Origin of the sequence: Casimicrobium huifangae, assembly GCF_009746125.1 — a bacterium.
GTDB classification, from domain to species: Bacteria; Pseudomonadota; Gammaproteobacteria; order Burkholderiales; family Casimicrobiaceae; genus Casimicrobium; species Casimicrobium huifangae.
This window is the reverse complement of record NZ_CP041352.1, coordinates 3943887-3965024: the sequence shown is the minus strand read 5'-3', so window position 1 is coordinate 3965024 and position 21138 is coordinate 3943887. Positions and strand designations below refer to the sequence as shown.

Sequence of the window (21138 nt, the reverse complement as noted above, 5' to 3'; positions counted from 1 at the left end):
TGTTGCGCGCTCAGTCAGTCGAGCACATCACCGGCCGGGTTGTCGCCAAAGTCGGGCCGCGCCAGGTAGCGCAGTACGCGCTCGGCAGCGGCGTCGATACTCAGCAATTGTCCGCTACTGTGGTACTCCACAAACCGTGCATGATCCGGGAACGCGTCGGCATCGGCGCTGCGCAGATGGGTCTGCATGTCGGTATCGATGATGCCCGGCGCCAGCGAACAGACTCGGGCGCCGTTCGCTTGTGAGCTTTCTTCCAGCGCGAGGCAACGTGTGTAGTGATCCATGCCGGCCTTCGCTGCGCTGTACAGCGATTGCGATGCCATCGCGCGGCGGCCATTGCCGGACGAAATGTTGAGCACCCTTCTGGCGGCGGACCAGCCAGCGGTGGCGCGCAGAAATGCCGCCGTGAGCTGCATCGGCGCCTCCAGCCCGACGCGCAGCACGCTGGCGATGTCAGCACTGCTGGCGTCGGCGAGCGGTGCGATGCGCGGCAGCACGGCGGCGTTGTTGATCAACGTGACCGATGCGTAGGTGTCGGCGTCAAGACTGACCAGCCAGTCGTGCAGGCGCGCCGCAACGGCAGCGCCGCCATCACCAAGATCGGCAGTCCATTGCTCGAGCGTGCACTGGGGCGTGCTGCCAGCGAGCAAGCCGAGCTCGTCGTTACGGTGCCTTGCGATGCAAAGCAGTGAATGACCGGCCATCAACAGTTGCCGTGCCATGCCGAGGCCAAGGCCGCGGGAGGCGCCAGTGAGAATGTATAGGTGCTGCTTCATGCCGGCATCTTAGCGTCCGCTTGTGCAGCTGACAAAAGAAGAGTGCGCACTCGAATCGGCAACGACACAATCGGCGTCGATTCGGTGCCGCCACTGCGCCAGTTGCGCCGCGCGGGGCTGTGCCGGTGCCATCACCACATTTCGGGAGGAACCATGAAATATCAGTGTGCACATCGCTGGGCATTCAGCGCGTGGGGCGGGCAGCTGGCTGAGCAGGAGGACGCACTGGCGCCGGCGGTTGGTCACGAGGTGACTGTGAGGGTGACGCACTGCGGAATGTGTCATTCCGACCTGCACCTGCAGGCCGGCGGCTTCGACATGGGCGGCGGCAAACTGTCGTCGTTCGAACGTGCAGGCATCAAGCTGCCGGTCACAATGGGGCATGAGATCGTCGGTGAAGTGGTGGAGATCGGCCACGAAGTTTCAGGCGTTGCTGTTGGCACACAAGTTGTGGTCTACCCGTGGCTTGGCTGCGGGGAGTGCACCACCTGCCAGAGCGGCGACGAACATTTGTGCGTGAAGGCCGCGCGCAATATGGGCTTCCACGAGCCGGGTGGTTATGCCGATACGGCGCGGGTGCCGCATGAAAAGTATCTGGTGCCCATCGGCAGCTTGGATCCGGCGCGGGCGGCGACTTTTGCCTGCGCCGGTATTACTGCGCTGTCGGCCATCCGCAAGTTGCCCTCAGCGGCGGCCGATGGCTGGATCGCGGTGATTGGTTGTGGCGGTGTCGGCATGACCGGCGTCGCCTTGTTGAGTGCGACATCGACGGCAAAGATCGTGGCGATTGACCCTGATCCTGCCAAGCGCGAATCGGCGCTTGCCCACGGTGCCGCGCTGGCATTCGACCCCGGTGCGGCGGATGCGCTGAAAACCATCAACAAGGCCTGCGGATTCAATGTGTCGGGTGTGATCGACTTTGTTGGCTCGGAAGCCAGCTCGACGCTCGCCGTCAATCTGGTCCGGCGCGCTGGAACGGTGGTGATCGTCGGCCTGTTCGGCGGCGAGTTCAAAATGCCGCTGCCGATGTTTGCCTTGAAGTCGATTTCGATCATCGGCTCCTACGTCGGTGGTCTCAATGAGCTGCGCGAGCTGGTGGCGCTGGCGCAGAAGAAGACGCTGCCGGAGATCCCCCTCGACCGGCGGCCGCTGGCGACCGTCAACGAGGCGCTGGATGACCTTACGCATGGCCGCGTGGTGGGCCGGGTAGTATTGCAGCCGTAGTTTTCGGTGGCCGACCTTCGCAAGGTAGGGATAACGTATTGAAAGTGAAAGTACGGTCACGACGACGTTTTCTTGGCGCGCTGCTGGCGGCGCCGCTGCTGCCCAGCTGTGGGCGCAAACGCGTTAGCGGGCGTCGTGTTGCGGCCGGCGCTACCGTGCTCGCGCTGGGCGATTCGCTCACCTTCGGCACCGGGGCGTCGCCCGAGACCAGTTATCCCACCGTGCTGGCGCGGCTGACTGGCTGGAACGTGATTAACGCTGGTGTCCCCGGCGACACTTCTGCACAGGCGCTCGCACGCCTGCCTGCGCTGCTGCAGGAACACGCACCGCAACTGGTGCTGGTGGGAATCGGTGGCAACGACTTTCTGCGTCGCATCAGCGATGCCACTACGCGCGCGAATATCCAGCGTACCTGCGAACAGGTGCTGGTCAGCGGCGCGCAGGTGATGCTGATTGCGGTGCCGGCATTGAGCGCAGCGGCGGTGATTGCTGGATCACTGTCCGATCATCCGCTCTACGAGGAGATCGCTGATTCGCTGCGCCTGCCGCTACATGCGAAGGGCTGGTCCACGGTGCTGGCCAATGCGGCACTGCGCTCTGACCAGATTCACGCCAACGCGCAGGGCTATGAAGCATTTGCCCGCAGCCTTGCCGACGCGGCGCGGGCGGCGCAGTTGCTGTGACTTTCAGGCAGCGCGTTTGCCGCCGCCGGAGCTGATCACAGTCTGCATCAGCAGCGCCAACTCGGTGCCGGTCACGATGCGGAGGCTGTTCTTCGCGGCAAATTGCCGGGCGGCGTCGCTGGGTGCGTTCAGCGCAATGTAGATGCCCTGCCCGACGTCGTCGCCCGCTGGCGAGGCGAGTGCGGCGGACAGTTCGCGCAGGGGTTCCACGCCGTGATTGGCGGCCTTCCAGCGCCGGTGGCTGACGAGGGCGCTGCGCGAGCCCTTGCTGATGATCCAGTCCGCGCCGCTGCCTTTGAAGCGTGTCACGGTGTAGCCGTCAGCGACGTAGGCGCGCTCAAGCGCGGCGACGAAATCGCGGCCCGGCAGCGCGGCTAGCGCCTGTAATGTGGCGTCGATTTTGGCCGGGCTGGGCGCCTGCCACTGCCGCCACGCCGCGATGGCCCCGATCACTGCGAACGGCAGGCCCGACACCGCACCGACGGCTGCATAGCGGGCGGGGAACAGGCTGTAGCAGGCAAAACCAACGGCTGCGGCGACGGCAAAACTGATCCACCACGGCGAGCGGAGCAGCACCGCGAACAGCGAGCGGTCGGACATCTTGAAGGACGGAAGCGAAAACTGCACGGGCGGGCATCCAGCGGATCGGGAGCGTGTTTGTAGCACGCGGCGCCGGATGTCAGGACCGGAGCAGGCTACGATCATCTTTTCTCAAAAATGCCCATCTGATATGGGCTAATAGCGCATTTTCATCGAAAGTCGACTTTCGCAATTTTCCGCTATGAACCCTTATGAAATGGTAGTTTCATTAAAAAGCCAATATGACGATGCCCTGCCTTCCGGCTTGAAACGTCGCCGTCGCTACCTATAATTAGCACTCATCAGGGGCGAGTGCTAACAATCGGATTTCTCCGCAGTTAGCGCTCGCTACGGTTGCATCCTCTACGCAGGTTGCCAATCGTCCGCCAAGGCCCGATGCGGCTGGCGGATGCCTCCGATTTCAAAACCCGAGAATTGTTCAAGGAGAACTCTTCATGTCACTGAAACTTCGCCCCCTGCACGATCGCGTGATCGTCAAGCGCCTGGAAGAAGAGCGCAAAACCGCGTCCGGCATCGTGATCCCGGACACCGCCACCGAGAAGCCCGACCAGGGTGAAGTGCTCGCCGTTGGCCCCGGCAAGCGTGACGACAGCGGCAAGCAAAACGCGCCGGACGTCAAAGTGGGCGACAAGGTCCTGTTCGGCAAGTACGCCGGCCAGACGGTCAAGGTGGACGGTGATGAACTCTTGGTCATGCGCGAAGAGGACATCATGGCTGTCGTCACCAAGTAACTCGGGCGTACGCAACCGATTGCTTCGGCAATTCCAGATTCAAAAACTAATCAACGAACCCAATTTCGGGCGCCGCGAGCCGGGATGAGCACAAGGCGCCGTTGACCGACGTGTACTGATGTACACGAGGTCGACGGCAACGCAGTGATCGCCCGGCGCAGCAAGCCCAGGAGAAAAACATGGCAGCTAAAGAAGTTGTATTTGGCGGTGACGCACGTGCCCGCATGGTTGAGGGTGTGAACATCCTCGCCAACGCAGTCAAAGTCACGCTCGGCCCGAAAGGCCGCAACGTGGTGCTCGAGCGCTCGTTCGGCGCCCCGACGGTGACCAAGGACGGTGTCTCGGTCGCCAAGGAGGTCGAGCTCAAGGACAAGCTCATGAACATGGGCGCGCAGATGGTGAAAGAGGTTGCATCCAAGACCTCCGACAACGCTGGTGACGGCACCACCACCGCGACCGTGCTGGCCCAGGCCATCGTGCGCGAAGGCATGAAGTTCGTTGCCGCCGGCATGAACCCGATGGACCTCAAGCGCGGCATCGACAAGGCGGTCACCGCCCTCGTCGCCGAGCTGAAGAAGGCCTCGAAGCCGACCACCACCAGCAAGGAAATCGCTCAAGTCGGTTCGATCTCGGCCAACAGCGATGACTCGATCGGCAACATCATCGCTGACGCGATGGAAAAAGTCGGCAAGGAAGGCGTGATCACCGTTGAAGACGGCAAGTCGCTCGAGAACGAGCTCGACGTCGTCGAAGGCATGCAGTTCGATCGCGGCTACATTAGCCCCTACTTCATCAACAACCCGGACAAGCAACTGGCGTTGATGGACAACCCCTACATCCTGCTGCACGACAAGAAGATCTCGAACATCCGCGATCTGCTGCCGACGCTGGAGCAAGTGGCCAAGGCTGGTCGTCCGCTGCTCATCATCGCTGAAGAAGTCGATGGCGAAGCGCTGGCAACCCTGGTGGTCAACAACATCCGTGGCATCCTGAAGACCGTTGCCGTCAAGGCCCCGGGCTTTGGCGACCGTCGCAAGGCCATGCTGGAAGACATCGCCATCCTGACTGGCGGCACCGTCATCAGCGACGAAGTTGGCCTCAAGCTCGAAAGCGTCACACTGGCTGATCTCGGCCAGGCCAAGAAGATCGAAGTGGGCAAAGAGAACACCACGATCATCGACGGCGCCGGCAAGGAAGACACGATCAAGGGCCGTGTTGCCCAGATCCGCAAGCAGATCGACGAAGCGACCAGCGACTACGACAAGGAAAAGCTGCAAGAGCGCGTGGCCAAGCTGGCCGGCGGTGTTGCGCTGATCAAGGTTGGCGCTGCGACCGAAGTCGAAATGAAAGAGAAGAAGGCCCGCGTTGAAGATGCGCTGCACGCAACCCGTGCCGCCGTTGAAGAAGGCGTGGTCGCCGGTGGCGGCGTTGCGCTGCTGCGCGCCCGTCAGGCTGCTGGCACGATCAAGGGTGACAACCACGATCAGGAAGCCGGCATCAAGCTGGTGCTGAAAGCGATCGAAGCGCCGCTGCGCGAGATCGTTGCCAACGCCGGTGGTGAGCCGAGCGTGGTGGTCAACGCCATCCTCGCTGGCAAGGGCAACTACGGCTTCAATGCCGCCAACGACACCTACGGCGACATGATCGAAATGGGCATTCTCGACCCGACCAAGGTCACCCGCACCGCGCTGCAAAACGCCGCATCGGTCGCAGGCCTGATGCTCACCACCGAAGCCATGATCGCCGAAGCGCCGAAAGACGACGCACCGGCGATGCCTGGTGGCGGCGGGATGGGTGGAATGGGCGGCATGGGCGACATGGGCATGTAACGAGCTTCGTCTCCGGGCGCATTGCTTCGTTGCGCTCGACCTCGCGTACGTCAAGTACGCGTCGGCCGAGCGCGCCTCGCACTGCATCCCGGATACTCGCTCGTTGGCTGCTCCAGCCAACCGTAGCAAAACAAAAGGCACCTTCGGGTGCCTTTTGTTTTGTTTGTCGTCAGCGAAACAGGACCTTGGCGCAGCTAAACTGGTGCGGTACTTGCCTCTTTCTGTTCATGCTGCCTCGTTCATCGCTCTTTCGTTCCCTGCTGCTGTCACTTGCGGTGACATTTGGCCTGCTGTCTGCCGCCCTGGCCGGTCCGGTCCGTGACGGCAATTACGCCGGGCAGCTGCAGTGCAGCGCGGTAATCGGCAACCCGTCGAACGCTGGCTGGTCGTCGCCCGTTGAATTGCAGGTGGTGGGCGATACCGTGCTGTGGCAGCGTGGCAATGGGCAGTTCAGCGAGTCAGCGCAGGTGCGTTGGTCACGCGGTGGCTTCGAGATTGACGCGCTGGGCGCGTGGTCGCCCGCCTCGCGCAAGCAGGGGCGTTGGCGTACCGTGGGCTCGCTGCGACTGGAGGGCAACGCAGTCGCCGGTGCCATGCGGCAGATTTCCACGGCCGGGGACCAGGTATTCCGGCAGTGCAGCGTGAACATCCCAGTCACGCTCGCCGCTGCCACCCGCGCCGCTCCGCCAGCACCGTTGCCGCAACCGCCGCATGATCCAGTGCGCGCGCAGGCGACCGAGGACTGTGCGTGGAAGGGTGGAGCTGCGTGCGCAAACATGCTCAATGTCGAAGCGCGGGCACAGGCGAGTGACGCCAACGGCAACGCCGCAGCCGCGCGGGCGGGTGGGGATCAGCGGCGTCCTCCCGTCGGCAACGCAGGTGCTTCGGGCGCGGTTGTGGTCCCGCAACCGGGTCCGGCAGTTGTGCCGCAAGCGCCGCCGACCATGGAGCCGCCAATCACACCGCCTTCGTCAGGAGTGACCGCCAGTAGCGCGCCGTTTGCGCAGCCGGGAGCGACGCCGCAGCAGTCACCGGTCTCGACGAGCGTCGCCGATGCAACCCCCACGCCGGTGCCCGGCGCGGCGAATCCCTCGTTCCCAGTGGCAACGACGGCGGCAGACATAGGCAGCGCCCGTCGCTACATCGCGGCGGGCACCTTTGGCAGTTACTGGATCATTTGGGTGATCGTCGGCGCGGTACTGACGTTCTATCTGCCGCTGTCGTTCCTGCTGGCCAACCCGGCGGGCGCGATCAGCCAGTTGAGCTTCATGAACCTGCTCGACATCTTCAACCGTACCGGCAAGATCCGGCCCTACGCGGCCGAGGCACAGTCGTGGGCGATGATGGGTCTGTTCGGCGTCGCGATGCTGGTGACCGGCCCGCTCATCATCTGGTTCAACGCGGGGGTGCCGTGGGTGCACGGCAAGGATGGCGCCAATACGACGATCTGCTGCGTTGAACGACCTGAGTACACCGACGACAAACGGTTCGCCATTGATCTCTATCGTGACGACCCGTTCCTGCCCTGGTACATGATCAAGACGATCCTCACCAGCAAGGCCAACGGCCCGTGGAAGCTGCGTGTGCTCGACATCGAACGCGCGCAGTTTGTCGATCTGCGCGGCTTTGGCAAGACCGAAGATCAGGGCTCGACACTGGTGCTGGACCACAATGAAAAGTACCTGAAGACGCAAACCAGCGCTGATCGTTTGCGCATCATGGTCGAACGCGAACCGGTCGTGGTGGTGGACATCCCGGCCTCCGGCGTCGGCCTTCGTCGCTGGCCGACCAATGAGGGGCAGCAGGTCTCGCCTTACACTGTGATCAAGAAGGGCGGCAACGTCACCTATGAGGCGCAGGACGCACTCCGTCGTGGTGTTGCCGCATTCCCGGTTGCCGACGTCACCGACGCTGGTGCCCGCACACCGCTGTTGCTGGCACGCGAGAAGCCGGACAACGATGGTCTGCTCGGTGCGCTGAAAGGGCTATGGAGTCTGGTCGCCGACTGGGAGCGCTTCGCCTGGGTCGACGCCAACACCGGGCAAGTCAGGAAGACGGTCACCCTGTTCGGCAATGCCCGTCACGCCGGCAGCACGCCGGATGGCGGCGCGCATGTCTTCGTCGCGACTGGGGGTTATCTGAAAGTCGTCCGTACGCCGGAGCTGCGTAGCGGCGACTGATTCGCGCCGTCGCCGGCCAGATTGGCCCGGTGTTTCGCGAAAGGCGGAACCGGGCGAGCGGGCCGTAGCAGCGCGACGTACACTGAACCCATGCGCAAGCTGAAGTCACCTTCCCGCCGCCACGTCGAGGCCGAGCTTGCCGTGCTCCGGGCGTTGCCGCAGGTGCTCAATGTCGCTGCGCTCGAGCGTGGTGAAGCGCTGTTGACCGGTTATCACGGCGACTTGTCGACCGACGAAACGCTGTATGTGCTGCGTCTGTGCGCCTCCGGTTGCCAGGCAGCAGGACGCTGGCTCGAAGGCCTCCAGTTTGCCAGGCGCGGGCTCGATCTGGCGATTCGCGAACATAAAGCACGCGACAAGATTCCGCTGCTGGCCATTAGCGGCAATATCCACCTATTCCTGCAGAATTTCCACCTTGCCATTCGCGCCATGCGCGAAGCAATCACCATCGCCGAGCAGGAGCACCTGCCGGACGAGCAGGCCAAATTGCTGCAGAGCCTGGGACCGATGTACGCTCAGCTGGAGCAGCATGACACCGCGCTGTCGCTGTTCGAACGGGCCTGTGCGATCGCCACCACCAAACCGCTCGCTGCGGTTCGTACGGCGGCGCTCAACAACATGGCACGCGAGTATTGCGCGCTGGGGCGTCTGGATGAAGCTGCCAGCAAAATCGACGAGGCGATGACCATCGCGCAATCGCCCGTGTTGCGTGAATGGCTGCCCAACCTGCTGCATACGCGTGCCGAAGTCGCTGCCCGCCAGGGCCGATTGGCGGATGCCGTGGTTGACGCTGATGCGGCTGCCGTGCAGTTGCGCAGCCGCCGCAACGTTCATTCCTTGCTGCGGGTATTGATCGATAACGCGCGCTGGCTGGTCGCGCTTGGTCGTCATGATGACGCTCGCGCCCGGCTGGATGAAGCTGCCATGCTGCCCGCCGATCCGTCGCTGCACGCGATGCGTGAAGACGCCGCGCTGGCCCGCGTCCAGCTCGAACGCGATGCTGGCGATGTCGATCGCACGATGGATGCCGTTACCGACTTTCTCGCTGCCCGAGCCGACGCACATCGGGTGCATCTGGCAAGCCAGCGTATCGCCGTACAGTTTGTCGAAGAAGTGGAACGCACCGAGGCGCGCGGGCGTCGCGAGTCGGCAGCGGTCAACGAACTGACTTTGCGTCTGATCGAAACTCAGGCCGAGGCGCAGAAAATGGCGCGTCAGGTGGCGCGTGACCCGCTGACAGGAGCGCTCAATCGCGTCGCCTTCGAGGCGGCGATTGGCAAGCTGGCCGGCGGTCCGCAGCAACCGGTGGCGTTGATCATGATCGATGTTGACGACTTCCGCGCCATCAACGCCGAGCGCGGCCACCTCGCCGGCGATGCCGTTCTGGAGGGTGTTGTCGAGCGCTTGCGGCAGGCGCTGCGTGTCAATGACCTGATGGGGCGTGCTGGCGACGATGAATTTCTCGTGCTCTGTCCCGGTGTCGGTCCGCGCATCGCAGCAGCGATTGCAGCGCGGGTGTTGACCAAAGTTTCGGAGAGCCCGGTGGTGCATGACGGCAAGGCGATCGCAGTGACCGTCAGCGTCGGTGTGGCCTGCGCGCATAGCAAGGCGCTGGCGACGCTGCCCTATTTGTTGAAGCGGGTTGATGCGGCGATAAGGCGAGCCAAGCAGGCCGGCAAGAACCGCGCAGTGACGGTTCGGGTCAACGACTGACCCAACCGACGCCAGCCACGACGGTGGTTGCTTTCGCAGCGTGTAGCATGCGCCTTCGCATCCACTGTATCTGCGATTGCCGCGACTGCGTCAATGGCTGCTGACTCGCGCTGACCATCATGCCTGCCCCAAACCTGCGACCACTGGTGGTGGATCTCGACGGAACACTCTGCCGCACTGACACCCTGTGGGAGACATTTTTCGCGGCTTGGCGGCGGCGCTGGTGGCTGCCGCTGGCGGTGCCGCTCTGGCTACTGCGTGGGCGCAGTGCGTTCAAGCGACAGCTCGCATCGATGGCGTTGCCGGACTTCCCCAGCTTGCCCTGGAACACGGCAGTTGTCGATGCCCTGCGCGACGCGCGTGCGGCAGGGCGCACCACAGTGTTGGCCACGGCTGCCGATGACCTCGTGGCGCAAGCTTGTGCTGCTGAGCTCGGCCTGTTTGACCGGGTGATCGCGTCCGACGGCATACGCAATCTGAAGGCGCATACCAAGGCGGAACGACTGGTGCCACTGTTTGGCGAACAGGGCTTTGACTACATCGGTGATTCCCGCGCTGACCTCGCTGTATGGCCACACGCAGCGCAGCGCTTCACGGTGTCATCGCTGCTGCCGGCGGGCGGGCAGCGGTTGCCGGGTACACCCGCCGCAGGCGGTGTCGGTCGTTGGCTGAAATTGCTGCGCGTGCGGCATTGGGTCAAGAATGTGTTGGTCTTCGTGGCACCGCTTGCCGCTCATCAGTGGGCGGTGGCGGCGTCCTGGCACGCTACTTTGCTGACATTTGCCGCCTTCTGTGCTGTGTGTTCATCCATCTACGTGGTGAACGACCTGTTCGATCTCGCATCCGACCGGGCGCACCCAAGCAAGCGGAGACGGCCATTGGCGGCCGGGGATCTGCAACTGGCGCCTGCAGCGTTAGCGTCCGGGGCGCTGCTCGCTGGTGGTCTTGTGCTGGCCTGGTTCGCCGGATGGGCCGCCGTCGCGGTGATCGGTGCCTATGTGCTGGTGAACGCGGGCTATACCAGCTGGCTCAAGCGGTTGCCGGTGTACGACGTATTCTGTCTGGCTGGCCTCTACACGTTGCGCATTGTTGCTGGTGCGGTGGCAGTTGGCGTGCCGCTTTCGGCATGGCTTGCCGCGTTTTCCGTATTCGCGTTTCTGAGTCTGGCACTGTTGAAGCGGGCAGCCGACATTGATCGTCTGGCGCCTGACCAGGCGCTGCCCGGCCGTGGTTACACGGGGCGAGACGCAGCCTTCGTCAACGGTTTTGGTGTCGGGTCAGCGATTGCCGCCTGTCTGGTGCTCGCGCTTTACGTGGCGAGTGACCAGGTCAGCACGCTATACGGCGATCCGCTGTGGCTGTGGGGCATGGTGGCGGTAGTGCTGCTGTGGCTCGCCCGGATGTGGCGTCTGGCGATGGCGGGCCTGATGGACGATGACCCGGTATTGTTCGCCACCCGTGACGCGGTCTCATGGGGGTGCGCACTGGCAACCGGGGTCTGCGTTGTGCTGGCGGTTTAGCCAGCTGCGGCGATTTGCAGGCCGACGCGACAACGGCCGTTGTGAGGTCACAACGGCTGCAAGGCTGGTGAGCTTCTAGTGCACGGTGCGCGCAGCGAAAAAGCCGTTGCGATCAATGCTGCGCACCCAAAGCGTCAATTCCCGGTCACCGCGCATGACTTTCAGCGGGACTCGGACGCCTGCTTCGCCGCGCGCCCACACTGCGCGATAGAACTCAGCCAGCGTTTTGACGGCGGTGGGCCCGACGGCAGCAATGATGTCACCGCGCTCCAGCCCGGCCCTGTCACCGGGGCCATCCGGAGAGAGGCGACCGACGTTGACACCATCTTCATCCTCGAACGTCGTGATGCCCAACCACGGCCGCTGCGCACCCTTGCGCTGGCCGGTTTCAATCAGCTCATCGAGGATCGGTTTCAGGATATCGACCGGTACGAACATGTTGCCGGGTATGCCTTTGCCCTTGCCGTCGGCATCACGAACAAACAGCGAGCCGACGCCTACCAGCTTGCCCGAAGGCTCGATCAGCGCCGCGCCGCCCCAGTCGGCAATCGGCGGAAAAGTGAAGATCGCACTGTCGAGCAGATATTCCCAGCCGCCGGTGAATTCGCGGCGGGAGGTAACAAAGGCCGGAGCAATGTTGCCGCGCGCACCAGCAGCGAGCACGGCATCCTTCTCCTTGAGTGCCCTGGCGTCGCCCAGCACGAACGGTTCGCCCTGTGCTGGTGCCAGCAGACGCACGAGGCCTAGCCCGGTCTCCTGGTCGAAACCCGCCACTTTGCCGGGAAGCCTGCGGCCCTTGTGGTCGGTGATTTCCACTTCATCGGCCTCCATGATGAGGTAGCCGATGGTGAGCACGAGACGCGGCGACAGCAGCACACCGTTGCCTTCACGCTCGGCACCCAGCGTGGCATTGCTCCGGGCCGACGGCGCCGCCAGCGTCCGCAGCTTCACTACTCCCGAGATCGCCTTCTCGATAACCTCCGCGCTCATTTTGTCGGAGAACTTTTCACCCGTCGTTATGTCCTGGGCGAGCGTGGCAAACGCCGCAACAATCATCGCCAGCGTGGCAAAACCTGCGAACAAAGTGGTCAATCGGCGCATCGTCTCGCTCCTTGCTGCATCGGTGAACGACAAACCCTGGCCGTGGCCATAGCGTTGCTTTTCGGGGCAGAAACACTGCAGCACGGCTTGCCTGCCTAAAATACTCGCATGAATCAGGCCAATACCGCAACCGAAGTTTCTCTGTCGGTCGCCGAAAGCACACAAACGCCCGTAGCGACAGCGCGGCAACCGCGCAAGCTGCCGTTCTCGCTCACGCGCGAGGGCAAACGCCTGCGCAACATTGTGGGTGCCGCAGTCACCGATTTCGGCATGATCAGCGAAGGCGACCGCATCATGGTTTGCCTCTCGGGCGGCAAGGACAGCTACACACTGCTCGACCTGTTGCTCGCGCTGCAAGTGGTGGCGCCCGTGAACTTTGAACTGATCGCTGTCAACCTCGATCAGAAGCAGCCGGACTTCCCCGAGCACATCCTCCCGCAGTATCTCGAACAGCTCGGCGTCAATTTCAAGATTGTTGAATCGGATACGTACTCCATCGTCACACGAGTGCTCGAGGAAGGCAAGACCATGTGCTCGCTGTGTTCGCGGCTGCGCCGCGGCATTCTCTATCGCACCGCGAAGGAGTTGGGCTGCACCAAGATTGCGCTCGGACACCACCGCGAAGACATCCTCGAAACCTTCTTCCTGAACATGTTCTACGGCGGCAAGCTCAAGGCAATGCCGCCCAAGCTGGTCTCCGACAACGGCGAACACATTGTCATCCGCCCGCTCGCCTATGTGCGCGAGAAGGACATTGTGAAATACGCGAAGGAGCGCGAGTTCCCAATCATCCCCTGCAACCTTTGCGGCTCACAACCCAATCTGCAGCGCGCCGTGGTCGGCCGCATGATCGAGGACTGGGACAAGAAATTCCCCGGCCGCGTCGAAACCATGTTCCGCAGTTTGCAGAATGTGGTGCCGTCGCATCTGGCGGATTCGAAGCTGTTTGATTTTCAGGGGCTATCTTCCGTTCGTGGTGAGCCTGTCGAACCACACGCACTGGCGCAGTTCGACGGTGGCGACACTGCCTTTGACGTCGATCCCGAAATTGAATCAGCCATGCAGCGCGACGCGGTGCAGGCGCAGACCGACAAGCCCGTGTTCGCCGCGGTCTCGGCGCAATGAGCGCATCAACCGCGAATCTGACAGACGTCCTCATCGTCAAGGGCGCCTGCCCGCACGACTGCCCGGACACTTGCGCTCTGGAATATCACGTTTCCGATGGCAAGCTGGTCGACGTCAAGGGTTCGTCGACGCACAGCGTCACGGCCGGCGTGCTGTGCACCAAGGTCGCGAAGTACCCGCTGCGTACCTATCACCCGACCCGAGTCAAAACACCGCTCAAGCGCGTTGGCGCCAAGGGTGAAGGCAAGTTCGCACCGATCTCGTGGGACGAGGCACTCGCGACCATAGCGGACAAGTTCAGGTCAATCATCACGGACCACGGGGCCGAGGCGATCCTGCCGTACAGCTACGCCGGCAACATGGGCATGCTGCAGTACGGTTCGATGGATCGCCGCTTCTTCCACGTCCTCGGCGCTTCGCAGCTCGACCGCACCATCTGTGCGAGCGCCGGCGCGGCCGGCCTCACGGTGACGCTGGGCTCGCGCCTTGGGACCGACATTGAGGCCTTTGCACACAGCGAGCTGATCATCCTGTGGGGCACCAACCCGATCACGTCGAACCTGCATCTGTGGAGCCGCTGTCAGGAGGCCAAGCGGCGCGGCGCCCGGCTGATTGCGATTGATCCCTATCGCTCACTGTCGGCCGAGAAGTGCCATCAGTGGTTGCCAATCAAGCCCGGCACCGACGCCGCGCTGGCGCTGGCGATGATGCACGTATTGATTCGCGACGACCGTCTCGATCACGAATACATCGCTCGCCACACCCTCGGCTTTGGGCCGCTGAAAGAGCGTGTCGCCGACTGGACGCCAGAGCGTGCCAGCGCTATTTGCGGTATTCCGGCGGCAGACATCGAAGCGCTCGCTGCAGCCTATGGGGCCACGAAGAAGGCCGCCATCCGGCTCAACTACGGCATGCAGCGTCACGGTGGCGGTGGCATGGCGACGCGCACGATTGCCTGCCTGCCGGCGTTGACCGGCGCGTGGCGCGAGGCGAGCGGCGGCCTGCAGCTCTCTACCTCGGGCGCTTACCCGATGAATCTGGGCTATCTTGAGCGACCGGATCTGATGCCAAAGCGCGGCGGTAAGCTGCCGCGCGTGGTGAACATGAATGCGCTCGGCGATGCGCTGACCGTTACCAACGATCCACCGGTCAAATCGCTGTTTGTCTACAACTCCAATCCCGGCGCGGTTGCACCCGATGGCAACGTGGTGCTGCGCGGCCTCGCCCGCGAGGATTTGTTCACTGTCGTGCACGACGTGTTCATCACCGATACCGCCCGCTTCGCCGACATTGTGCTGCCGGCGACGACCTCGCCCGAGCACGACGACATCAACCGCAGCTACGGTCACTACGATCTCGTCATCAACCGGCGTGCGATTGCTCCGGTCGGCGAAAGTCTGCCCAACACCGAGCTGTTCCGTCGTCTCGCGCGGACAATGGGTCTCACCGATCCCTGCTTTGGCGAGGACGACGAGTCTCTGATCCGCCATGCCTTCGACTGGAATCATCCTTCGCTCGCCGGCCAGTCCTTCGACGCACTGGAACGCGACGGTTTCCTGCGTCTGAACTACCCGAAAAAGGACGGTTTCATCACCCCGTTTGCCGATGGCGGCTTTGGTACGTTGTCTGGCAAGTGCGAGTTCTATTCGGAAACCTTGGCCAGTCGCGGCCTTGACCCGCTGCCAAACTACGTGCCACCGCACGAAGGTGACGCGAGCGACGTGGCGAAGGAGTTCCCACTGGCACTGAACACGCCGCCGCTGCGCAACGCCATGAACAGCACCTTCGGCAACATTGACGAATTGATGGCCGGCTATGGCGCGCCGACGTTGCAACTGCACCCTGCCGACGCGCAAGCCCGCGATCTCACCGACAGCCAGCGTGTACGCGTGTGGAACCGCCGCGGCAGCATGCAGCTCACCATGCGGCTGAGCGAAAACACCCGGCCGGGCGTCGCCACCATTCTCTGGGGGCACTGGCGCAATCATCCCGGCGCCGATGGTTTCGTCAACGATCTCACCAGCCAGGCGCTGGCCGACATGGGCGGCGGCGCCACGTTCTACGATTGCCGGGTTGAGGTGGCTGCGCTATAAGGCTGCTTTCCGCTCTCGACCTCTTCACGAGCTTGCGCCATGCCCTATGCCCTTGGTGTAGTTGATCTGCTTATCGTCGTTTTCTTCGCCACGCACGTGCTGCGCACCGGGCGCCCCTGGTACTGGATCATGATCATGACGATGGCGCCGTTTCTCGGCAGCCTGATTTACTTCATCAGCGAGTACCTGCCGGAGATGCGCTATTCACGCGGCGGCCGCAAGGTATTGCGTGCAGTGGAGGCCGCCGTTGATCCCAATCGGGCAATGCGCGAGGCGGAAACCGAATTCGAGCGCTCGCCGACGGCTGCCAACCGCGCTGCGCTGGCGGCTGCACTGTCCGCAGCCGGTAGCTACGACGAAGCCATCAAGCATTACGACGAGTGCGCCAGTGGCAGCTACGCAAAGGATGTGCATTTCGTGCGCAGCCTTGCTGCCACCAATCTGCTTGCAGAGCGCTGGTCCGCTGCGCGAGCCAGCTACGAGCGCCTCTTCGCCCTCGGCAAGGATGCGCGGCAGCCGGACGACGATCTTGGCTACGCCTTTGCGCTTGCGCGTCTGGGCGATGGCAGTGCCGATGCGGCCTTCCAGCACGCCGTCACCACCGCCAATGGCCCGGTGGCCCGTTGCCGCTATGCGCAGTATCTGGACGAATCGGGCCGTCGCCGTGAAGCGCGCGAACTCTACGAGCAGGTGGTCAAGGAAGGCCGCCTCGCGCCCGCCCACACACAGGATTTGCACAAAGCCTGGTACAGGCTGGCCGCCGATGCCCTGAAAGCGCCGTAAGGATCATGGCCGATTCCACTACCAACGGCGTCAAAGCAGGATTTCTGTCATGGAAAAAATAGTCAAGACCGACGCCGAGTGGCGTGCCCAGCTCACCCCGGAGCAATACCGAATCACGCGCAAGCATGGTACCGAGCCCGCGTTTTGCGGCGGCTTCTGGGACCACGACAAGACTGGTGTCTATCACTGTGTCTGCTGTGACTTGCCGCTGTTCGCCAGCGACAGCAAATTCGATTCTGGCACGGGCTGGCCCAGCTACTTTCGTCCGACGGTCGCTGATCATGTCACGATGCACGAGGACAACAGCTTCGGCATGCGGCGAACAGAAGTGCTCTGCGCCCGCTGCGATGCCCATCTGGGCCACGTATTCCCCGACGGGCCGAAACCAACCGGACTACGCTACTGCATCAACTCCGAGGCCCTGCAGTTTGTAGAAACTGCGCCGGGCTGAAACCGAGGGCCGTAGCGGCCCTCAATCCAATGCAGAATCAGGCCGCCATTCCAAAACGGATGCGACCATCGTCACCGACGTTACGTGTGAGCCGCCCAATTCGCCAGCCGTGATTTACGTGCGCTACCGCTTCGGCGATGGCGAAGAAGAGCTGGTGATTGTCGAGCTTGCGGCGGAACAGCGTGGGGATCAGATCTGCTGCGGTTTTTGGACTTTCGGCGACGGCGCCGTAGAGCTCGTTCATGCGGTCTTCGTGGTGCGTCTCCAGCGCTTGCACGCGTGTCGCGATGCCACTAAACGGCAGTCCATGCGACGGCAGCACCAGGGTGTCGGCTTCGCAATACTTGAATGCCTGCAACGAACTCACGTAGTCAGTCACCGGGTCAGCAAGTGGCGTCACCGGCCACACATTGATGTTGGTGGAAATCTTCGGCAGCAGCATGTCGCCACTGATCAATACCTTCAACTCTTCGCAGTAGAAGCTCAGGTGCTCCGTGGTGTGACCGTAGCCACCGATCGCTGACCAGAACTTGCCACCCATTTCCACCGTATCGCCCGGCATGATGCGGTTGCAGCATGGCGGGCGCGTGGGCACGCCAAAGCTGTAGGTGTTGCCGCGATTGGCCGTGACATCAATCTGTTCTTCGGTCAGGCCGTGCGCCCGGAAAAACGCCGCCAGATTGCTGCGCTGATAGGCGCCACTACCCTCAGCCACGCTGTGCGCAGCGAGCAGTTCAGTCAGACTCATTTCCACAATGATCGCGCCCTGCGAGGTGGCGAAGTGCTCAGCCAGCCATTGCGCGTTGCCCAGGTGATCCGGGTGATAGTGGGTCACGACAATGCGCTTGAGCGGCTTGCCGCCCATCGTCTGCGCAAAGTGCTGTTGCCACAGCGCCCGCGTTGCATCGACGCCGAAGCCGGTATCGACCACTGTCCAGCCATCGCGCGGGTCGTCCGCACTCGCGGGTTCCTCGATCAGCCAGAGATTGATATGGTCGAGCGCGAATGGCAGCGGCATGCGGATCCATTTGATGCCGGGTGCGATGTCGATGAACTCGCCGGGTGCGGGCGGCGCAGCGTGCGGGAAGGAGAGTGCAGCAGTCATGCAGCCGATAGTAGCCGAATCGGTCGTCGGTTGACGTTAACGTCAACTTATCACGACACGATCAGGTGCGTTGCCATAAACTCCATGCATGCCAGAACCCATTGCTACTGCGCCCGGCGCACCGGCGACCGCTCGTCGCGAAACCTTCACCATTACCGAGCTCGCTGATGAGTTTGCGCTTACCACGCGCGCCATCCGCTTCTACGAAGACCAGGGTCTGCTCGCGCCGGAGCGGCGCGGCACGCGGCGCCTGTACACGCCGCGCGAGCGGGTGCGGCTGAAGCTGATCCTGCGCGGCAAACGGCTTGGCATGAGTCTGGCCGAGATCGCCGAAATCCTTGATCTTTACAAGGCGGACAACAGTGAGCGCTCGCAGCTCGAGAAATTCCTCGAAGTGCTGGCGCGACGTCGCGACATGCTGGAGCAGCAGCGCGAGGACATTGATGTCGTGCTCGCGGAAATTTCCGCGATTGAGAGGGACTGCCGCAAACGGTTGAAAGCGGCTCAATAAGCCAACCGTGTTCGGGCTGCGCAGACGCGGTCGACGACGACAGAATTTGAAGTTACGTTGACGTAAACGTCAACGTGTCGTCTAGAATGCTGACATGCTGACTGCGCAAAAAACAACCGATATCCTCAACATCCTGCAGGCGCAGGGCGCAATGCGGCTGATCGGTGCGCGCGTGACGGAGGTTGACGAAGGCGTGGTCGAGATGGAAGTTGACTTCAAGCCGGAGCTTTCGCAGCAGCACGGCTACTTCCATGCCGGCATCATCGCGACGCTGGTCGATACCGCCGGTGGCTGCGCAGGAGCCACCATGATGCCGCCCGGCAGCGGTGTGCTGACGGTGGAATACAAGCTCAACACGATGGCGCCCGGGGACGGCGAAAAACTGCGTGCCCGCGCCGAGGTCATGAAGTCAGGCCGTACGCTGACCATCACTCAGGGCAAGGTGTGGGTGATGAAAGACGGGAAGGAGACGCTCTGCGCCATGATGCAGCAGACGCTGATCGCACTGCCACAGAAATAGCACTCTGTAGGAGCGGTTTTGCCGCGACCTGCTTCGCCGCCGCGTTCGAATGCGGTCGCGGCAGAGCCGCTCCTACAGGAGGCCACCATGCAGTTCCCGCAACTCAAGTTCGACCTGGGCGAAGATATTGACATGCTGCGCGACAGCGTGCATGCGTTCGCGCAGGACGAGATCGCGCCACGTGCGGCCGAGATCGACCGCGACAATCTGTTCCCGATGGATCTATGGAAAAAGATGGGCGATCTGGGGATTCTCGGCATCACCGTGCCCGAGGAGTACGGCGGTACCGGGCTCGGCTATCTCGCGCATGTGGTGGCGATGGAGGAGATCAGCCGTGCCAGCGGTGCAGTGGGTCTGTCCTATGGCGCACATTCCAACCTGTGCGTCAACCAGTTGAAGCTCAATGGCAGTGACGCGCAGAAGAAGAAGTATTTGCCGAAACTGATTTCTGGCGAGCATGTGGGTGCGCTCGCGATGAGCGAGCCGGGGTCGGGGTCGGACGTGGTCAGCATGAAGTTGCGTGCAGACTTCAAGGGCGACCACTACGTGTTGAACGGCAACAAGATGTGGATCACCAATGGGCCCGACGCCGACACGCTGGTGGTCTACGCCAAGACCGATCCCGGCCTGGGCCCGCGCGGCATCACCGCGTTCATCATCGAGAAAGGCTTCAAGGGCTTTTCGACGGCGCAAAAGCTCGACAAGCTGGGCATGCGCGGCAGCAACACTTGCGAGCTGGTGTTTCAGGACTGCATTGTTCCTGCCGAAAACGTTCTCAAGGAAGTTGGCAAGGGTGTCAATGTGCTCATGAGCGGCCTTGACTACGAGCGCGCGGTGCTTGCCGGCGGTTCGGTCGGGCTTATGGCGGCGGCACTCGATGTAGTGATCCCGTACGTGCATGAGCGCAAGCAGTTCAACCAGTCAATCGGCGAATTCCAGCTCATGCAGGGCAAGCTGGCGGACATGTATTCGACGTATTCAATGTGCCGTGCCTACCTGTACGCCGTCGCGCAAGCCTGCGACCGGCAGGAGGTCACCCGCAAGGACGCGGCAGGCGTGATCCTGCAGTGCGCCGAAAAGGCCACCTGGATGGCAGGAGAGGCCATTCAGGCGCTCGGCGGCAACGGCTACATCAACGAATACCCGACCGGGCGCATCTGGCGCGACGCCAAGCTTTACGAGATCGGCGCGGGCACCAGCGAGATCCGGCGCATGTTGATCGGGCGCGAACTGTATAACGAGACTAAATAGCTCGCTTCGCGAGCAGGACGAGAGCGCTACGCGCAGGACGAAGGACGAATGATGTCGCGCTTCGCGCTAAGACGCAAAGCTTCACCGACCAGCCTGCTCGATCAATGCTTTCTGCCCTGCCCCAATGTGACGTTCGCACGCAATAATGTCGGAATGAAATTCTCAGTTTGCAAACCTTTGCGTCCTAGCCCGCAACGCGGGCGTCGTCCTTCGTCCTTCGTCCTTCGGGGGCAGCCCGATATGTCCTTCGTCCTGCGGGCGCAGCCCGCATGAGCGCTTCGCTCCAACAACTGTTCGCCAACAACCGCGCCTGGGTGGATGGGGTGTTGCGCGACGATCCGCAGTTCTTCGAGCGGCTCAAGCACCAGCAGGCGCCGGAATACCTCTGGATTGGCTGCTCGGACTCGCGAGTTCCCGCCAACCAGATCATCGGCCTGCCACCGGGTGATGTGTTTGTGCATCGTAACGTGGCGAACGTCGTTGCGCACAGCGACTTGAACTGCCTGTCGGTGCTGCACTTCGCGGTCGAAATTCTCAAAGTCAAGCATGTGTTGCTGGTCGGGCACTACGGTTGCGGCGGTATCGCGGCGGCCTACGACAATCTGCGCCTCGGCGTGGTGGATAACTGGCTGCAACATGTGCGCGATACGGTTGAAGCGCATCGCGCCAGCCTGCATGCCATTGAAGACCGCGACGCCAAGCTGCGTCGTTTGTGCGAGCTGCACGTGGCCGAGCAAGTCGTACACGTTGCGCGTACCACGGTCGTGCAGGACGCGTGGGCACGCGGACAGACGCTGACCATTCACGGTTGTGTTTACGGCATCGAGGACGGACTGCTGCGCACACTGGATATTGATCTCTCCGGTCCAAATGATGTTGATGCAGTGTCCGCCCGCGCGTTGAATGCCATCGAGTCACGAGCTGGCGAGGCGATTGCGCCGC

18 protein-coding genes and 1 pseudogene are annotated in these 21138 nt (G+C 62.7%); 15 read left to right on the top strand and 4 right to left on the bottom strand.

The window, feature by feature from the left end:
- Positions 1-14: 14 nt before the first annotated feature.
- Positions 15-776, bottom strand: a complete 762-nt coding sequence (locus FKL89_RS17915) for an SDR family NAD(P)-dependent oxidoreductase (protein WP_156864088.1) — start codon at positions 774-776, stop codon at positions 15-17.
- On the opposite strand from FKL89_RS17915, the gene FKL89_RS17910 reads away from it, so the two are divergent.
- On the top strand, positions 765-2000 hold the full coding sequence (locus FKL89_RS17910) for an alcohol dehydrogenase (protein ID WP_238363417.1): 1236 nt from the start codon (positions 765-767) through the stop codon (positions 1998-2000). The genes FKL89_RS17915 and FKL89_RS17910 overlap by 12 nt on opposite strands.
- A 44-nt stretch (positions 2001-2044) precedes the next feature.
- Entirely contained in the window at positions 2045-2683 is a 639-nt protein-coding gene (locus FKL89_RS17905; protein ID WP_156864780.1) for a GDSL-type esterase/lipase family protein, read from the top strand.
- Between the two features lie 3 nt (positions 2684-2686).
- Here FKL89_RS17905 and FKL89_RS17900 read toward each other — a convergent pair whose 3' ends face one another.
- Positions 2687-3310, bottom strand: coding sequence for a restriction endonuclease (locus tag FKL89_RS17900; RefSeq protein WP_238363416.1), 624 nt, complete (start codon positions 3308-3310; stop codon positions 2687-2689).
- Positions 3311-3723: 413 nt separating this feature from the next.
- Between FKL89_RS17900 and groES the strand changes: the two genes are divergently transcribed.
- The 5 genes from groES to FKL89_RS17875 all read left to right on the top strand — a co-directional run bounded on the left by groES (position 3724) and on the right by FKL89_RS17875 (position 11256).
- Positions 3724-4014: a co-chaperone GroES gene (gene groES, locus FKL89_RS17895; protein ID WP_156864778.1), complete on the top strand. Its 291-nt coding sequence runs from the start codon at positions 3724-3726 to the stop codon at positions 4012-4014.
- A 179-nt stretch (positions 4015-4193) separates the two neighbouring features.
- A complete protein-coding gene (groL, locus tag FKL89_RS17890) occupies positions 4194-5843 on the top strand; it encodes a chaperonin GroEL (protein WP_156864087.1) in 1650 nt (549 codons plus the stop codon).
- A 227-nt stretch (positions 5844-6070) separates the two neighbouring features.
- Positions 6071-8023 carry a hypothetical protein gene (locus FKL89_RS17885; protein WP_156864086.1) on the top strand — a complete coding sequence of 651 codons (1953 nt, stop codon included), beginning with the start codon at positions 6071-6073 and terminating at the stop codon, positions 8021-8023.
- Positions 8024-8113: 90 nt separating this feature from the next.
- A complete protein-coding gene (locus FKL89_RS17880; RefSeq protein ID WP_156864085.1) occupies positions 8114-9736 on the top strand; it encodes a tetratricopeptide repeat-containing diguanylate cyclase in 1623 nt (540 codons plus the stop codon).
- Between the two features lie 119 nt (positions 9737-9855).
- Positions 9856-11256 (top strand): UbiA family prenyltransferase, encoded by a 1401-nt coding sequence (locus tag FKL89_RS17875; RefSeq protein WP_156864084.1) that lies wholly within the window; start codon positions 9856-9858, stop codon positions 11254-11256.
- A gap of 75 nt (positions 11257-11331) precedes the next feature.
- On the opposite strand, the gene FKL89_RS17870 is transcribed toward FKL89_RS17875, so the two are convergent.
- Positions 11332-12357 carry a S1C family serine protease gene (locus FKL89_RS17870; protein WP_156864083.1) on the bottom strand — a complete coding sequence of 342 codons (1026 nt, stop codon included), beginning with the start codon at positions 12355-12357 and terminating at the stop codon, positions 11332-11334.
- A gap of 108 nt (positions 12358-12465) precedes the next feature.
- Here FKL89_RS17870 and ttcA point away from each other — a divergent pair, with 108 nt between their 5' ends.
- The 4 genes from ttcA to msrB are packed head-to-tail and all read left to right on the top strand — an operon-like array spanning position 12466 to position 16809.
- Positions 12466-13482 (top strand): tRNA 2-thiocytidine(32) synthetase TtcA, encoded by a 1017-nt coding sequence (gene ttcA, locus FKL89_RS17865; protein WP_156864082.1) that lies wholly within the window; start codon positions 12466-12468, stop codon positions 13480-13482.
- Positions 13479-15575, top strand: a complete 2097-nt coding sequence (locus FKL89_RS17860) for a molybdopterin-containing oxidoreductase family protein (protein WP_156864081.1) — start codon at positions 13479-13481, stop codon at positions 15573-15575. The genes ttcA and FKL89_RS17860 overlap by 4 nt, the downstream gene beginning before the upstream one ends.
- Before the next feature lie 39 nt (positions 15576-15614).
- Positions 15615-16358, top strand: a complete 744-nt coding sequence (locus FKL89_RS17855) for a hypothetical protein (protein WP_156864080.1) — start codon at positions 15615-15617, stop codon at positions 16356-16358.
- 49 nt (positions 16359-16407) lie between these two features.
- Positions 16408-16809, top strand: a complete 402-nt coding sequence (gene msrB / locus FKL89_RS17850) for a peptide-methionine (R)-S-oxide reductase MsrB (protein WP_156864079.1) — start codon at positions 16408-16410, stop codon at positions 16807-16809.
- Positions 16810-16846: 37 nt separating this feature from the next.
- Here the strand turns inward: msrB and FKL89_RS17845 are convergent, their stop codons facing one another.
- The gene (locus FKL89_RS17845) at positions 16847-17914 is read right to left on the bottom strand and encodes an MBL fold metallo-hydrolase (protein ID WP_156864078.1); all 1068 of its coding nucleotides are present in this window, start codon (positions 17912-17914) and stop codon (positions 16847-16849) included.
- 88 nt (positions 17915-18002) lie between these two features.
- Here FKL89_RS17845 and FKL89_RS17840 point away from each other — a divergent pair, with 88 nt between their 5' ends.
- The 4 genes and pseudogenes from FKL89_RS17840 to can form a co-directional block, all read left to right on the top strand.
- Positions 18003-18425 (top strand): MerR family transcriptional regulator, encoded by a 423-nt coding sequence (locus FKL89_RS17840; RefSeq protein ID WP_156864077.1) that lies wholly within the window; start codon positions 18003-18005, stop codon positions 18423-18425.
- 94 nt (positions 18426-18519) lie between these two features.
- Positions 18520-18945, top strand: coding sequence for a PaaI family thioesterase (locus tag FKL89_RS17835; RefSeq protein WP_156864076.1), 426 nt, complete (start codon positions 18520-18522; stop codon positions 18943-18945).
- Positions 18946-19032: 87 nt separating this feature from the next.
- Complete coding sequence (locus tag FKL89_RS17830; protein WP_156864075.1) at positions 19033-20196, top strand: isovaleryl-CoA dehydrogenase; 1164 nt, start codon at positions 19033-19035, stop codon at positions 20194-20196.
- Positions 20197-20465: 269 nt separating this feature from the next.
- Positions 20466-21113 (top strand): annotated as a pseudogene (gene can / locus FKL89_RS17825) (carbonate dehydratase); the annotation flags it as partial.
- Between the last annotated feature and the right edge of the window lie 25 nt (positions 21114-21138).

Bases quoted from the DNA above. Each gene is read 5' to 3' on its own strand.
- FKL89_RS17915 (WP_156864088.1), bottom strand. From the start codon at position 776: ATGAAGCAGCACCTATACATTCTCACTGGCGCCTCCCGCGGCCTTGGC.
- groL (WP_156864087.1), top strand. From the start codon at position 4,194: ATGGCAGCTAAAGAAGTTGTATTTGGCGGTGACGCACGTGCCCGCATG.
- FKL89_RS17885 (WP_156864086.1), top strand. From the start codon at position 6,071: ATGCTGCCTCGTTCATCGCTCTTTCGTTCCCTGCTGCTGTCACTTGCG.
- FKL89_RS17880 (WP_156864085.1), top strand. From the start codon at position 8,114: ATGCGCAAGCTGAAGTCACCTTCCCGCCGCCACGTCGAGGCCGAGCTT.
- FKL89_RS17875 (WP_156864084.1), top strand. From the start codon at position 9,856: ATGCCTGCCCCAAACCTGCGACCACTGGTGGTGGATCTCGACGGAACA.
- FKL89_RS17870 (WP_156864083.1), bottom strand. From the start codon at position 12,357: ATGCGCCGATTGACCACTTTGTTCGCAGGTTTTGCCACGCTGGCGATG.
- ttcA (WP_156864082.1), top strand. From the start codon at position 12,466: ATGAATCAGGCCAATACCGCAACCGAAGTTTCTCTGTCGGTCGCCGAA.
- FKL89_RS17860 (WP_156864081.1), top strand. From the start codon at position 13,479: ATGAGCGCATCAACCGCGAATCTGACAGACGTCCTCATCGTCAAGGGC.
- FKL89_RS17855 (WP_156864080.1), top strand. From the start codon at position 15,615: ATGCCCTATGCCCTTGGTGTAGTTGATCTGCTTATCGTCGTTTTCTTC.
- msrB (WP_156864079.1), top strand. From the start codon at position 16,408: ATGGAAAAAATAGTCAAGACCGACGCCGAGTGGCGTGCCCAGCTCACC.
- FKL89_RS17845 (WP_156864078.1), bottom strand. From the start codon at position 17,914: ATGACTGCTGCACTCTCCTTCCCGCACGCTGCGCCGCCCGCACCCGGC.
- FKL89_RS17840 (WP_156864077.1), top strand. From the start codon at position 18,003: ATGCCAGAACCCATTGCTACTGCGCCCGGCGCACCGGCGACCGCTCGT.
- FKL89_RS17835 (WP_156864076.1), top strand. From the start codon at position 18,520: ATGCTGACTGCGCAAAAAACAACCGATATCCTCAACATCCTGCAGGCG.
- FKL89_RS17830 (WP_156864075.1), top strand. From the start codon at position 19,033: ATGCAGTTCCCGCAACTCAAGTTCGACCTGGGCGAAGATATTGACATG.